Source organism: Kluyvera sichuanensis, from assembly GCF_040930405.1.
GTDB classification, from domain to species: Bacteria; Pseudomonadota; Gammaproteobacteria; order Enterobacterales; family Enterobacteriaceae; genus Kluyvera; species Kluyvera sichuanensis.
Window position 1 is genome coordinate 1,081,709 of the sequence record NZ_CP162271.1, and the last position, 13,244, is coordinate 1,094,952.

Annotated in this window: 13 protein-coding genes; 8 read left to right on the plus strand and 5 right to left on the minus strand. The window is 54.2% G+C overall.

What is annotated here, in order from left to right; translation table 11 throughout:
- Positions 1-18 precede the first annotated feature (18 nt).
- From AB2B48_RS05395 to AB2B48_RS05405, 3 genes are all read left to right on the plus strand, one after another.
- Positions 19-882: an arginase family protein gene (locus AB2B48_RS05395; RefSeq protein WP_368301023.1), complete on the plus strand. Its 864-nt coding sequence runs from the start codon at positions 19-21 to the stop codon at positions 880-882.
- Positions 883-975: 93 nt separating this feature from the next.
- Positions 976-1,548 carry a TetR/AcrR family transcriptional regulator gene (locus AB2B48_RS05400; RefSeq protein WP_368301024.1) on the plus strand — a complete coding sequence of 191 codons (573 nt, stop codon included), beginning with the start codon at positions 976-978 and terminating at the stop codon, positions 1,546-1,548.
- A 172-nt stretch (positions 1,549-1,720) separates the two neighbouring features.
- Positions 1,721-2,512 (plus strand): PhzF family phenazine biosynthesis protein, encoded by a 792-nt coding sequence (locus tag AB2B48_RS05405; RefSeq protein ID WP_368301025.1) that lies wholly within the window; start codon positions 1,721-1,723, stop codon positions 2,510-2,512.
- 63 nt (positions 2,513-2,575) lie between these two features.
- On the opposite strand, the gene AB2B48_RS05410 is transcribed toward AB2B48_RS05405, so the two are convergent.
- On the minus strand, positions 2,576-3,919 hold the full coding sequence (locus tag AB2B48_RS05410) for a cation:dicarboxylate symporter family transporter (RefSeq protein ID WP_368301026.1): 1,344 nt from the start codon (positions 3,917-3,919) through the stop codon (positions 2,576-2,578).
- Between the two features lie 244 nt (positions 3,920-4,163).
- Between AB2B48_RS05410 and AB2B48_RS05415 the strand changes: the two genes are divergently transcribed.
- Positions 4,164-4,694 (plus strand): isochorismatase family protein, encoded by a 531-nt coding sequence (locus AB2B48_RS05415; protein WP_368301027.1) that lies wholly within the window; start codon positions 4,164-4,166, stop codon positions 4,692-4,694.
- A gap of 143 nt (positions 4,695-4,837) precedes the next feature.
- Here AB2B48_RS05415 and rstA read toward each other — a convergent pair whose 3' ends face one another.
- Positions 4,838-5,557 carry a two-component system response regulator RstA gene (gene rstA / locus AB2B48_RS05420; protein ID WP_368301028.1) on the minus strand — a complete coding sequence of 240 codons (720 nt, stop codon included), beginning with the start codon at positions 5,555-5,557 and terminating at the stop codon, positions 4,838-4,840.
- Between the two features lie 154 nt (positions 5,558-5,711).
- Here rstA and AB2B48_RS05425 point away from each other — a divergent pair, with 154 nt between their 5' ends.
- Positions 5,712-6,047, plus strand: a complete 336-nt coding sequence (locus tag AB2B48_RS05425; RefSeq protein ID WP_185666207.1) for a GlpM family protein — start codon at positions 5,712-5,714, stop codon at positions 6,045-6,047.
- Between the two features lie 3 nt (positions 6,048-6,050).
- Here the strand turns inward: AB2B48_RS05425 and folM are convergent, their stop codons facing one another.
- The 3 genes from folM to ydgH all read right to left on the minus strand — a co-directional run bounded on the left by folM (position 6,051) and on the right by ydgH (position 9,407).
- Positions 6,051-6,773: a dihydromonapterin reductase gene (gene folM, locus AB2B48_RS05430; protein ID WP_368301029.1), complete on the minus strand. Its 723-nt coding sequence runs from the start codon at positions 6,771-6,773 to the stop codon at positions 6,051-6,053.
- Positions 6,774-6,812: 39 nt separating this feature from the next.
- Complete coding sequence (locus tag AB2B48_RS05435; protein ID WP_368301030.1) at positions 6,813-8,195, minus strand: amino acid permease; 1,383 nt, start codon at positions 8,193-8,195, stop codon at positions 6,813-6,815.
- Between the two features lie 261 nt (positions 8,196-8,456).
- Positions 8,457-9,407 (minus strand): DUF1471 family protein YdgH, encoded by a 951-nt coding sequence (ydgH, locus tag AB2B48_RS05440; protein WP_368301031.1) that lies wholly within the window; start codon positions 9,405-9,407, stop codon positions 8,457-8,459.
- Positions 9,408-9,932: 525 nt separating this feature from the next.
- Between ydgH and pntA the strand changes: the two genes are divergently transcribed.
- The 3 genes from pntA to AB2B48_RS05455 all read left to right on the plus strand — a co-directional run bounded on the left by pntA (position 9,933) and on the right by AB2B48_RS05455 (position 13,186).
- Positions 9,933-11,462, plus strand: a complete 1,530-nt coding sequence (gene pntA, locus AB2B48_RS05445; RefSeq protein WP_368301032.1) for a Re/Si-specific NAD(P)(+) transhydrogenase subunit alpha — start codon at positions 9,933-9,935, stop codon at positions 11,460-11,462.
- Between the two features lie 11 nt (positions 11,463-11,473).
- Positions 11,474-12,862, plus strand: a complete 1,389-nt coding sequence (gene pntB, locus AB2B48_RS05450) for a Re/Si-specific NAD(P)(+) transhydrogenase subunit beta (protein WP_035895466.1) — start codon at positions 11,474-11,476, stop codon at positions 12,860-12,862.
- A gap of 135 nt (positions 12,863-12,997) precedes the next feature.
- Complete coding sequence (locus AB2B48_RS05455) at positions 12,998-13,186, plus strand: YdiH family protein (protein WP_035895467.1); 189 nt, start codon at positions 12,998-13,000, stop codon at positions 13,184-13,186.
- The last annotated feature ends 58 nt before the right edge of the window (positions 13,187-13,244 follow it).

Genomic DNA, 13,244 nt, shown 5'->3' on the forward strand with positions numbered 1-13,244 from the left:
ATTTACGGTAGAGACATCATGAGTAAAAAGACGCTTCGACTCGATTTCCCTCAATGGCAGGGCGGCAATAACCCGCCTTATTACCTTGGTTCACGACTGCTCTCCTTTCTCGCTCCCGCAGCGAAGGGGCCGGTAGAAGAGGTTCCGGTCGCGTTACCTGACGCGGACACTCTCACTCAGGTCGATGGCATCACCGGCAAACCGCAAATTATTCAACAGTTGCGTGACGCGGCAGCGCTTATCGAGAAACACGACCCTGATGCGATGGTCGTTTTGGGCGGAGACTGCCTGGTTTCGCTAGCGCCGTTTGCCCATCTGCTGAATAAATACGGCGATAAGCTGGGCGTGTTATGGATTGATTCCCATCCTGACGTCCAGACCGCCGCGCAGTATCCAAATGCACATGCTCACGTCCTCGGGGCGCTAATGGGGACGGGCGATAAAGATCTGGTGGCGAGTGTTGCCACTCCGCTTTCGCCGGCCAAGGTCATGATCGCTGGTATTCACAAACCGCTGGCCTATGAACAGGAATATCTCGAGGCGCATCGCATCGCCACGTCGAGCCCTGAGGAGATCAAAAACGGTGCGAATGAGGTGCTGGCCTGGATTGCCCGAGAGAACATCGCTTATCTGGCCATTCATATCGATCTCGACGTTCTGGATCCCGCTTTTTTCCGTTCGGTACTGTTCGCACAACCGGGCAGAGGGGAGCATGATTTCGGTGATGTGGCGGAAGGTAAGCTGACGATGGCGGAAGTGCTCAGATTGGTTCATCAGGCTAGCTCACAGGCTGAGGTCGTCGGGATCACCCTCGCGGAACATTTTCCGTGGGATATGCTGAACCTCAAGAATATGTTGAATGAGCTACCGCTGCTGAAATAAGAATCAAGCCGGTAGTCAGAGGGGGCATCATATCTGGCTACTGGCGTGAAAGGACGGTAAAGTTTGGGTATAGATACAAAGCAAAAGGCGAATATGTCAAAGGATACTGAAACTTACCATAAGCTGATTACCGCAGCTGCAGCCTGCTTCGCGGAAAAAGGCTTCAGCGCGACGAGCGTGCGCGAGATCGCTACGCGCGCCGGTATTAGCCAGGGGGCGATGTACACCTATTTTAAGGGTAAGGATGAGCTTATTCGGGCGATTGTACTGGAAGAGCAGAACTCAGCGTTGAACTCGCATGAACAACTTTCCGGTGACACGTATTTTGAACGCCTTTGCCATCAGGTGATCTCTTGTATCAGCGATGTCGGCTATCCCGTTACGCACCGCCTGTGGGTTGAAATTATGGCGGAATCCTCGCGTAATCCTGAGCTACAGGAAACCTTTATTTCCAGCGACCGCATTATGCGAAAAAGCATTGCTGGAATCATTGAACAAGGGATAACGGCGGGGGAATTTCGCCAGGATATTCACCCGGAAGAAATGACCATTATTCTGTTTGCGTTTATTGATGGATTGATTGCGCGCAAGGCGATAAACCCAGCGTTTTCGCTGAACAAAGATGTGCCGATGTTTAGCCAGATGATGATAACGCTACTGAAATAATACGTTCTCTCTATTTCTTCACTCTCCACTGCCATAGTGTCCCCGACGCAAGAAAATCTGTCGCGGCGGGGATAAGACCTGTTATGGTGTAAGTGCATAAAAAAAATCTAAATTGTGTCATTCCGCTATGGAAAAGATGCGGATTCTCCTGCGCTTGATGAGAGGTTAGGCTATGCAACAGATCGATTTTTATATGGTAGATGCTTTCACCACCACCACGTTTGGTGGCAATGCCGCTGCCGTTTGCCCGCTCACCGAATGGCTGCCAGATGCGACATTACTGAAAATGGCGAAACAGCATAACCAGTCGGAAACGGCGTTTTTTGTCACCACGGATAACGGCTTTGAACTCCGCTGGTTCACCACCCAGGGGGAAATTAACCTCTGCGGGCACGCGACGCTGGCGGCCGCACACGTCATCTTTGAATACCTGAATTTCCCCGATGCGACGATTCACTTCGATACCCGTTTTGTCGGGCCACTTACCGTGACTCGCAATGGGGAGTGGTTAACGCTTGATTTCCCGGCCTGGAAGACCGAACCGGTCGCGCCGCCCGCTTTGCTGCTGGAAGCGCTGGGCATCACCGAATACAAAGAAGTGCGCGTCGCGCGCGATTACCTGGTGGTACTGGAAAATCAGCAGCAGGTCGAGGCACTGCGGCCGAATATTAACGCCATGGTGCCGCTGGGAAAAATGGTCTGCGTCACCGCGCCAGGGACGGGCGAGTACGATTTTGTCAGCCGCTTCTTCTGCCCAGGTGAAGCCGTGGCTGAGGATCCGGTAACCGGTTCGGCGCATAGCATGCTCATCCCTTACTGGGCTGAAAAGCTGAGCAAAACGGAGATGATGGCGCATCAGGGCGTGGATCGCGGTGGGGAACTGCGCTGCCGTTATCTGGGTGACCGCGTTCATATTGGCGGGCAGGCGACGACCTATCTGATAGGCAAAATTGTGCTGCGTTAATATTTTCTCAGTGATACCGCTATTTAACGCGCCTCGGCGTTCAGGGCACCGAGGCGCGTGCTATCAATTCAGCGACGCTTCTGTTTCTTGCGTCGTCTCATCCTTGGTCAATATCCGGCTGGCAATCACGCCGGACATCATCGAGCCATTCACGTTCAGTGCGGTACGCGCCATATCCACAATAGGCTCAATCGCAATAAAGATCCCGACCAGCGCCACCGGAAAATTTAGGGTGGAAAGCACAATCAGTGCGGCAAAGGTTCCGCCGCCGCCCACACCCGCCACGCCGATGGAGCCCAGCGCGATGGCAGGTAGCAGCGTCACCAGGAAATGCACGGAGAACGGGTCGATGCCCATTGTTGGCGCAATCATCGCCACCATAATGGCCGGATAAATCCCGGCACAACCGTTTTGCCCCATGCTGGAGCCAAACGAGGCAGCGATATTGGCAATGGTGCTCGGTACACCAAATTTCTCCTGCGCGGTAATCGCCAGCGGAATAGCCGCCGCGCTGCTGCGGGAAACAAAGGCAAAGGTCAGGACAGGCCACACGGTTTTATAGTAGCGCAATGGGTTATGCCCGCTCAGCACCAGCAAAATGGCGTGCACGACAAACATCATCACCACCGCCAGGTAACAGGCGACAATAAAGCCGAGCAGGCTGGTAAATTGCGCGAGCTGGTAGGTGGAAAAGACTTTCGCCATTAATGCCAGCACCCCATAGGGGGTGAGGGCAATAACGATGCGTACCATCTTCATGACCCAAATTTGAATGGCGTTAATGCCGGTACTTAATTTCGCGCCTTCTTCCGGTGCCTCTTTTTTCACTTTCAGCAGCGCGATACCTGCCAGCAGAGTAAATATCACAATCCCGATCACCGAAACGCTTCTGGCGCCGGTCAGGTCGAGGAACAGATTGGTGGGAATCAGGGAGGTGATGAGTTGCGGCAGTGAAACGGCGGCGGTTTTGGACACATCGTCAGCGGTTAGCGTGGACTGCATCTGACCAAAGGTGCTGGCGCTCAGCCCCAGGGTATGCGCCATTGTCAGGCCAACAAACCCGGCGATCATCACCAGAATCAGCATACAAGCGACGATGGTTAGCGACATTTTGCCGATCCCCGCATTATTTTCGAGCTTATTAATCGCTGAGAGAATGGAAATAAAGATCAGCGGAATGGCGACCAGCTTTAATAAATTAACGTAGCCGTTACCAATGACGCTGTACCAATCAATAACGGTGGTTCTGTTGTCGCTGGCGATAAAGTGGAGAGAAAGCCCGATGAGCGCGCCGATAAAAATAGCCGCGAAGACAGAGCGGGAAAGCGATGAACTGCGTTTATCTATTTCGAAAATGCCCCATGAGCAGATCAAAAAAAGCGCAATATACGCGAGTGTAATGAACATCTTTAAGCCTCTTGCCCCATTCAGCACCTGAAATGCCGGAAAGAGTTGTTTTCAATTAATTAACCTATTATCCCGGATGGATAATAGTGCCGCCGCGCATTATAGAGAGAAAGATTCTGAGATGGCATGCAAAAAGTGTGACTTTATGCGTTTGGCCGATGGGGAAGGCTGAACAATATTTAGCGGCTTGTTTTCGCACCATGATTCTCGTAATTTGTCTTTTTTCTGAACTGTCGGGGGCGTTATGCAGGCTTTACTGGTTATTGATATGCAGCGGTTTGTCAGCGATAGAATCGCGCGTGGCATGGAGTATTTTCCCACCGCGAGCATCGAGAATATGAAAACGATTCTGGCTTCTTTCAGGGCTGCCGGGAAAACCGTGCTTCATGTACGCCATGAAACGACAGAACCCGGATCCGACTTGCAAAAAGACTCCCCGCATTTCCCACCGGTCGAAGGATTTGAGGAGCAGGGCGAAGAAAAGGTCTTTATCAAGCGAACCTCGTCGGCGTTTAGTTCGACCGATCTCTACCAGTGGCTACAGCGCGAGAACATTAACGAATTAACGGTGATTGGCGCAGTGGCCGGTTTCTGCGTTAACTCAACGATTCGATCCGGGGCCGATCTGGGGCTGAGCATGACGATCGTTCGCGATGCGGTACTGAGTTTTCCGCTGGGCGAGGGGTTGAGCGCTGAAGCGATCTTCAACGTGACGTTGGGGCTGCTTGAAGCGGGCTTTGCGCGAGGCGTGACGACGGCCGAGTTGACGCAATAGTGAACGGTATTATAGATAATATTGCCAGCAGCGTGTTTAGTACGCAACTGGCAGCATAAACACGCTGTTTTTGAGAGGGGTGGTGCGCCGCCTCTCGAGGGTTATAGTTTTATAGTCAGCATATTATGCTGTTGGGGTGGGTATTATTCCCAGGCGTGCGGCGCGAACAGATAGCCTTTATTGCGCACGGTTTTAATGCGGTAAGGCTCGGTGGCGCTATCGAGCAGTTTCTTACGCAGGCGCGAAATCGCCACATCTACACTGCGGTCCATACCGTCATAGGTTACGCCGCGCAGGTTTTTCAGCAGCGCATCGCGATCCATTATTTGTCCGGCGTGCGTCGCCAGTTCCCACAGCAGATCGAAATCCGCCGTCGACAGCGCGATATTCTCGCCGCTCAGCAGCACCTGACGGTTGACCGGGTCGATGGAAAGGGTACCGAAGCGAATCGCTTTGTGCTGCGTCAACGTTGGCTGGGCCTGTACAATACTGTTGCTGGTGGCTGGGCGCTGGCGTAAATGCAGGCGCAGACGCGCAAGCAGCACGGCGGGTGGGGTGGTTTTGAGAATATAATCGTTGGCACCCATTTCCAGGGACAAAATATGGTTCATATCGCTATCGAGCGAGGTCAGTAGCACAATCGGCCCGGTCCATTGGCCGCGCAGGTCACGACACAGCGTCATGCCGTCTTTACCCGGCAGCATAATGTCCAGCAGCACCAGGTCCGGGTTCTCGCGGGCGATCGTCGCTTCAGCATTGTCGCCACGCGGCTCGACCACCACATCCATATCATGCTTTCCGAGATAAGCGGCGATCAGCGCCCCAACATCCGGATCATCCTCAACATAAACGATCTTATTCATTACTCTACGCACTGACGGAAAAAACGCTACGATACACTGAGCGCCCATCGCCTGCCACCTCTGCTTTCTCAATTCCCGTGCTGTATTAACCTTTTATCTATGAGCAGACTTCCGTTATGCTCAGGCAACATGTTGTTTATCGGTAAATAATGCAATGGGATTGTTAATTAAGGCGCTGCTTGGGGCGCTGGTGGTTGTTCTGATCGGGATTTTAGCGAAAACCAAAAACTATGCGATTGCGGGGCTGATCCCGCTGTTTCCCACTTTTGCGCTGATCGCACATTATATTGTTGCCAGCGAGCGAGGCACCGAGGCACTGCGAACGACCATCGTGTTCGGTATGTGGTCGATTATCCCGTACTTTCTCTACCTGTTGTCGCTGTGGTACCTCACCGGCATGATGCGCCTGCCGCTGGCGCTAGCAGGCGCGGTGGCCTGCTGGGGCGTCAGCGCCTGGCTGCTGATCTTTTTGTGGGGGCGTTTCCACTAAGCGCTAGACCAGCGGGCGGCCGCCGTCGACGGCAAAGGTACGCCCGGTGACGTAGCAGCTGCCGAGGATATACTCGACGAGATCGATAATCTCTTTCTCCCCGGCGGCAATCTTCATCAGCGATTTATTGAGTGCTTTCTGGCGATACTCTGCGTCATCATCTTCGTTGAACAATACCAGCGCAGGTGCAATCGCGTTCACCTTAACTTCCGGTGCCAGTTTGCGGGCGAAAGAGCGGGTCATGTTATCCAGCGCCGCTTTACTGGCGGCATAGGCGATGTGCTTATCGCTGCCGCGCTCCACCACATAATCGGTGAAGTGAATAATATCGCCTTCGGCGTGCCCGTGGCCGCGCAGCATATCTTCCAGCGCATGGTTAAGCAGATAGGGCGCGTGGACGTGAATTTGCATCATCGCGTTCAATACATGACTAAGGGATGCGCCAGGGCTCTCCGCCAGCCAGTCGCTGGCGTTATGGATAACCGCGCGCAGGCTGGAGCAGTGGGTTCTCACCGCATCCGCGAAGTTATAAATTCCCTCGTCGGTGGAGAAATCCGCCTGAATGCAGACTGCTCCAGCCCGCTGCATTACGTCGATAGCCGGGTAGTGGGTGCGGTAGCTTAGGATGACCGGTTGCTGCTGGGTGAGAAAGTGGTGGGCAAGGGCGAGGCCAATGCGGCGGCCTCCACCGGTTATCAGAATCGGGCGTGATAGCATGTTTCCCATCGTACTCTCCTTATATTAAAGACGATGGGGCCACATGCGTTACCCCACCAGCATCCACGTTGCCGGTACGGCGGCAACCAGAAGCAAACCAATTAAAGCCAACTCGCGACGCTTCAGCATGACGTTATCGACATGGGTGCGGCGCGCATAAATAAAGACCAGTAGCCCTGGCGCATAGAGTACGACCGACAGCAGCAGGTGCATGGGGCCAGAAGCATACAATAACCATAAGCCATAAACACAGGCGCCGACACCAATAAGCTTATGTAACGGACGATTCGCAATTTTAAGCAGGAACGCGCCGACCAGGAAATAAGGCACGAGGATCATTTCGGATGCGATGGTCAGCAGCGTATTGTAGTCTGACCCGGTCAGCCAGATCAGCACCAGGCTTGCCTGCACGCTGAGGTTGGTCAGCCAAAGCGAAGCGGACGGCGCATTATTGGCGTTCTGGCGCGCAAAAATACGCGGAAACGCTTTGTGCGTCGCGGCCAGCAGCGGCACTTCCGCCGCCATAATCGTCCAGCTCAGGTAAGCGCCGCAGACTGAAACAATCAGCCCAGCAGCAATCACCACTTCGCCCCACGAGCCCATCATGCGCACCATCAGGCCCGCCATCGACGGGTTACGCATTTCAGCAAGCTCAGGGCGTGCAACGACGCCCATCGACAGCAGCGTCACCAGCAGATAAACGCCCAGCGCTGAGATGACCGCCAGCAGCGTAGCGCGCCCGACGTCTCTTTTATTGCGCGCACGAGCAGAAACCACCACTGCGCCTTCCACGCCGATAAACACCCACAGGGTAATCAGCATGGTATTTTTCACCTGTTCCCAGACCGGCACGCCTAAATCGATGCCGTGGAAATCAAGAGTAAACAGGTCGCTGTTGAAGGCAAGAGCGGCCAGCACGATAAACAGCCCGAGCGGCACCAGCTTTGCCAGCGTTGCCACCAGGTTGATGCTGGCGGCTGTCTGCACGCCGCGCAGGACCAGAAAATGGACGATCCACAGCAGTACCGACGCGCCGACGACCGAGTGCCAGGTATTGCCGTCGCCAAACAGGCGCATCTCGGGCGTATCGGTAAAGAAACTCAGCGCCGAGAAGACGATAACCAGATAGGAGACGTTGGCGATGACCGCGCACAGCCAGTAGCCCCAGGCGGAGCAGAAGCCAACCAGTTCGCCGAAACCTTCGCGGGCGTAGGTAAAGATACCGCCGTCGAGGTCCGGACGAATGCGGGTCAACACCAGCATCGCCACGGCAAGAAACAGGATGCCGACACCGGTGATCGCCCAACCGATCAACAGCGCAGCGGGGCTGGCGACTTCCGCCATATTTTGCGGCAGACTAAAAACGCCCGCTCCAAGCATTGAGCTCAGCACCAGCGCCGTCAGGGCACTAAGCCCTAATTTCTTTTCCATGTGAATCCTGTCGCGGAAGAAGAAGAACAAGAATATTTATTTGGCGAAATCGCATAAAAATGGAGGATTGCGCTGAGGCGGCGATTTTACGGAGAGCGATGCATACATGCAACAATGTATGTCCGAAAAAGTCACACTATCGAACGCGGAAAGATAAAAAACGGATGGTGAGACGGGTTGGCTGATTTAAAAATACGCAGATACGAGAGGACGGGATCGTGATGAAAAAAAGCCGGCGAGAGTATCACCGGCTTTTGAGGATTACTTGTACAGGTCGGCGCTGATGGTGACGTTACCGCCACGCTCTTGCCACTGACGGGTAATGTGATAGTACTTCGCGCCTTTCTTCGCGGCGCGCTTCGCGACCTGGTAGGAAACCTCGGTCATGTTGCCGTAGTTACCGGTGAACTTAACGCTGTCGAACGGAACCATCTGCGCGGCAGCCACTTTGTTCAGCTCTTCCACTTTGGTGCCGTCCGGCAGCGTGACACTGTAACGCCCGCCTTTAGAGGACTGCGTTTCGAAGAAGCGACCTACGCCGGTGCCTGCGCCCACGGCTGCGGTAGTCGCAACGCCAGGGATTTCAACCTGTTTGGCGGCTGCGCCACCTTCGGCCAGCGCCTTACGGCCAGCGTCAGAATCGGCTGGAATCGCATCCGGGCTCTGCAGAACGCGTTTTTCCGCATCGGCTTTATAGATGTACGCGGTGACGCGCTGGTTACCGCCGTCGTTGGCATCAACCTGACGCACGATGAAGAATGATGCCGCACCTTTAGCCTTCGCCGCTTTGGTGATGGCGTCGTTGACTTCAGGCTGGCTGCGGTAGAAGCCTTGTACGGTCACCGTGTCGTAAGGCACCAGTGCAACGGCCTGATCTTTAGGCAGTTCAACGATACCGTTGATCACGCGGTTTTTTGGGGTTTCTGATTTTGCTGCATCGGCTTTGTAGAAATCAGCCGTTACGCGCCAGTTCCCGCTGTTGCCGAAATCAGAGGTGTCGACAACGTAAAAGGAGGCTGCGCCATCTTTGTCCGCTTTACGGGAGACTGCCTGAACGGCATCGCCAATGGCGTTAAAACGGCCGGTAATCACGACACGATCATAGGGCTTCAGTGCGGACGCTTGCTCCGGGGTCAGCTCGGTAGCTGCCTGAGCGGACATGGCCGCGGCAGTCAGCATGGCGGACACGAGGAGGGTGTTCTTAAGCTTCATAAAAATAATCCTTCGCCTTGCGCAAACCAAATTCGGGAAATGTTGTAAACGGGAAACGCCTGATTATGGCATTGAAATGACTCCACTGTCTGCGTCATTTTTAACTTCAGATGCGAACCCGATGACGGTTTTGGATAACTTTTCCTGATATGTTGAAAAAACGGGCTCTTGACCAGAAAAACCGGTCAACCTTATGACTTTTTTAAGTTAATGGAATGTTAATTGGCATATCCTGCCCGCAAATAATCATGTTTTCACTCGCTGATGAAGCGATTTATGAGGCTCGCTAATCAAATCGGGGGTAAATATCGCTGTTTGTAACCGTCACCACTCGGTATTTGGCATTTAATGCAAAAATAGTATTTTTCGGAGCTAGATCACAATCGGGATTTTCAGTAGGTTATAGACAGTTTGTTACTGTTTTATTTATTCAGGTTGCTCGCCTGTTTGTTCGCTGACGGGTCATCCGCAACATACTGACAAAATGGCAAACCATCAAATTAGAACCGATGTAAGGGAATAGTTATGCGTATTGGTGTACCAAAAGAGAGGTGGGCCCAGGAAACGCGAGTCGCAGCAACGCCGAAGACGGTGGAGCAGCTGCTTAAGCTCGGTTTCAGCGTGGCAATTGAAAGTGGTGCAGGAAAACTGGCAAGTTTTGATGATGACGCGTTTGTTCAGGCTGGAGCCGAAATAGTCTCTGGCGATGCGGTCTGGCAGTCCGATGTTATCCTCAAGGTTAACGCGCCGCTGGACGAAGAGATTGCGCTGCTGAATCCAGGCACCACGTTGATTAGCTTTATCTGGCCCGCGCAAAACGCCGAGCTGATGGCGAAACTGGCCGCCCGCAATATCAACGTGATGGCGATGGACTCCGTGCCGCGCATCTCCCGCGCGCAGTCGCTTGATGCCTTAAGTTCGATGGCCAACATCGCCGGTTACCGTGCGATTGTTGAAGCGGCTCACGAGTTTGGTCGCTTCTTTACTGGTCAAATCACTGCGGCAGGGAAAGTGCCTCCGGCAAAAGTGATGGTGATTGGTGCCGGCGTCGCAGGTCTTGCGGCGATCGGTGCAGCAAACAGCCTTGGCGCAATTGTGCGAGCCTTCGATACGCGTCCAGAAGTGAAAGAACAGGTGCAGAGTATGGGCGCCGAGTTCCTTGAACTGGACTTTAAAGAAGAAGCCGGCAGTGGTGATGGCTACGCGAAAGTGATGTCCGAAGCGTTTATCGCAGCGGAAATGGCGCTGTTTGCCGCGCAGGCAAAAGAGGTCGACATCATTGTGACTACGGCGCTAATTCCAGGTAAACCGGCGCCGAAGCTGATCACCCGCGAAATGGTTGATTCCATGACCCCAGGCAGCGTGATTGTTGACCTGGCGGCGCAAAACGGCGGTAACTGCGAATACACCGTGGCAAACCAAATCGTCACCACGCCAAACGGCGTGAAGGTGATTGGCTACACTGACCTTGCGGGTCGCCTGCCGACCCAATCCTCCCAGCTGTACGGCACTAACCTCGTTAACCTGCTGAACCTGCTGTGCAAAGAGAAAGACGGCAACGTCACCATCGACTTTGACGACGTCGTGATTCGCGGTGTGACCGTGATCCGCGAAGGCGAAGTCACCTGGCCGGCACCGCCGATTCAGGTTTCTGCACAGCCTCAGGCAGCGAAGAAAGCGGTTGAAGAGCCGAAAGAAGCGCCAAAACCGGCTTCACCATGGCGCAAATACGCGCTGATGGCGTTGGTGATTATTCTGTTCGGCTGGCTGGCAAACGTCGCGCCGAAAGAGTTCCTCGGTCACTTTACGGTGTTTGCGCTGTCATGCGTAGTGGGTTACTACGTCGTGTGGAACGTCTCTCATGCCTTGCACACGCCGCTGATGTCGGTCACGAATGCCATTTCCGGCATCATCGTGGTGGGCGCGCTGCTGCAGATTGGCCATGGTGGCTGGGTCAGCTTCCTGAGTTTTATCGCGGTATTGATCGCCAGCATTAATATTTTTGGTGGTTTCACCGTCACTCAGCGCATGCTGAAAATGTTCCGCAAAGGATAAGGGGTTAACAAATGTCTGGAGGATTAGTTACAGCTGCATACATTGTTGCCGCGATCCTGTTTATTTTTAGCCTGGCAGGGCTGTCAAAACACGAAACGTCCCAGCAGGGCAACTACTACGGTATTGCCGGGATGGCTATCGCCCTGATTGCGACCATCTTCGGGCCGGATACCAGCAACGTAGCGTGGATCCTGCTGGCGATGATCATCGGCGGCGCGATTGGCATTCGCCTGGCGAAGAAAGTCGAAATGACCGAAATGCCTGAGCTGGTGGCGGTTCTACACAGCTTCGTTGGTCTGGCGGCCGTGCTGGTTGGCTTTAACAGCTACCTGCAGCACGAAACCGGCATGGAGCAGATTCTGGTCAATATTCACCTGACCGAAGTGTTCCTCGGCATCTTCATCGGTGCAGTAACCTTTACCGGTTCTATCGTGGCGTTCGGCAAGCTGTGCGGCAAGATGTCTTCCAAGCCGCTGATGCTGCCAAACCGTCATAAGCTGAACCTGGCGGCGCTGGTGGTCTCCTTCCTGCTGCTGGTGGCCTTCGTGCGTACCGATAGCGTCGGTACTCAAGTGCTGTGCCTGCTGGTGATGACCGTTATCGCGCTGGCCTTCGGCTGGCATCTGGTGGCATCCATCGGCGGTGCGGATATGCCGGTAGTGGTCTCCATGCTGAACTCCTACTCCGGTTGGGCGGCGGCGGCGGCGGGCTTTATGCTCAGCAACGACCTGCTGATCGTCACCGGTGCGCTGGTGGGTTCTTCCGGTGCCATCCTGTCGTACATCATGTGTAAAGCGATGAACCGTTCGTTCTTCAGCGTTATCGCCGGTGGTTTTGGTACCGATGGTTCCTCTACCGGTAGCGACGAAGAAGTGGGCGAGCACCGCGAAATCACCGCGGAAGAGACGGCTGAAATGCTGAAAAACTCCCATACGGTGATCATCACCCCAGGCTACGGCATGGCGGTGGCGCAGGCGCAGTATCCGGTGGCTGAAATTACCGACAAACTGCGTGCGCGCGGCATTAAGGTGCGTTTCGGTATTCACCCGGTTGCCGGGCGTCTGCCGGGTCACATGAACGTGCTGCTGGCGGAAGCGAAGGTGCCTTACGACATCGTGCTGGAAATGGACGAGATTAACGACGACTTCTCCGATACCGATACCGTGCTGGTTATCGGCGCGAACGACACCGTTAACCCGGCTGCGCAGGACGATCCGAAGAGCCCAATCGCTGGGATGCCGGTTCTGGAAGTGTGGAAGGCGCAGAACGTTATCGTCTTCAAACGCTCAATGAACACCGGCTACGCAGGCGTGCAGAACCCACTGTTCTTTAAAGAGAATACCTCTATGCTGTTTGGCGATGCCAAAGCCAGCGTGGACGCGATTCTGAAAGCGCTCTGATAGATAATGTGAATGATAAGCCGCCGCGTCAGCCTGACCGGCGGTTTTTTATTTGTGGCTTGATTGCTTTTGGTCAAAAATTGCGCGCTCATCGGTGTTATACTACTCAACGTCGTCCACACCTATGAGGAAATTATGGATACCTTGTTATCGCCTGCACAACTGGCCATCGAATATCTCCGCCGTGAAACCACGCCGTTAACCCCCGCACAATATCTGAAACGCGTTAAGCAGCTTGAGCTGGAATTTGCCGACCTGATGTCGCTTTCCGCGATTGAGCTTAAAGAAGAGATCGATTTTGCCTGGCGACTAGGGCTCCACTGATAGGTGTGTCGTTTGAAGCCCGGCCGAACATCGCGATGCCGGGGAATCTACTCCAGAC

Coding starts and splice junctions, on each gene's coding strand:
- AB2B48_RS05395 (WP_368301023.1), top strand. CDS start 19: ATGAGTAAAAAGACGCTTCGACTCGATTTCCCTCAATGGCAGGGCGGC.
- AB2B48_RS05400 (WP_368301024.1), top strand. CDS start 976: ATGTCAAAGGATACTGAAACTTACCATAAGCTGATTACCGCAGCTGCA.
- AB2B48_RS05405 (WP_368301025.1), top strand. CDS start 1,721: ATGCAACAGATCGATTTTTATATGGTAGATGCTTTCACCACCACCACG.
- AB2B48_RS05410 (WP_368301026.1), bottom strand. CDS start 3,919: ATGTTCATTACACTCGCGTATATTGCGCTTTTTTTGATCTGCTCATGG.
- AB2B48_RS05415 (WP_368301027.1), top strand. CDS start 4,164: ATGCAGGCTTTACTGGTTATTGATATGCAGCGGTTTGTCAGCGATAGA.
- rstA (WP_368301028.1), bottom strand. CDS start 5,557: ATGAATAAGATCGTTTATGTTGAGGATGATCCGGATGTTGGGGCGCTG.
- AB2B48_RS05425 (WP_185666207.1), top strand. CDS start 5,712: ATGGGATTGTTAATTAAGGCGCTGCTTGGGGCGCTGGTGGTTGTTCTG.
- folM (WP_368301029.1), bottom strand. CDS start 6,773: ATGGGAAACATGCTATCACGCCCGATTCTGATAACCGGTGGAGGCCGC.
- AB2B48_RS05435 (WP_368301030.1), bottom strand. CDS start 8,195: ATGGAAAAGAAATTAGGGCTTAGTGCCCTGACGGCGCTGGTGCTGAGC.
- ydgH (WP_368301031.1), bottom strand. CDS start 9,407: ATGAAGCTTAAGAACACCCTCCTCGTGTCCGCCATGCTGACTGCCGCG.
- pntA (WP_368301032.1), top strand. CDS start 9,933: ATGCGTATTGGTGTACCAAAAGAGAGGTGGGCCCAGGAAACGCGAGTC.
- pntB (WP_035895466.1), top strand. CDS start 11,474: ATGTCTGGAGGATTAGTTACAGCTGCATACATTGTTGCCGCGATCCTG.
- AB2B48_RS05455 (WP_035895467.1), top strand. CDS start 12,998: ATGGATACCTTGTTATCGCCTGCACAACTGGCCATCGAATATCTCCGC.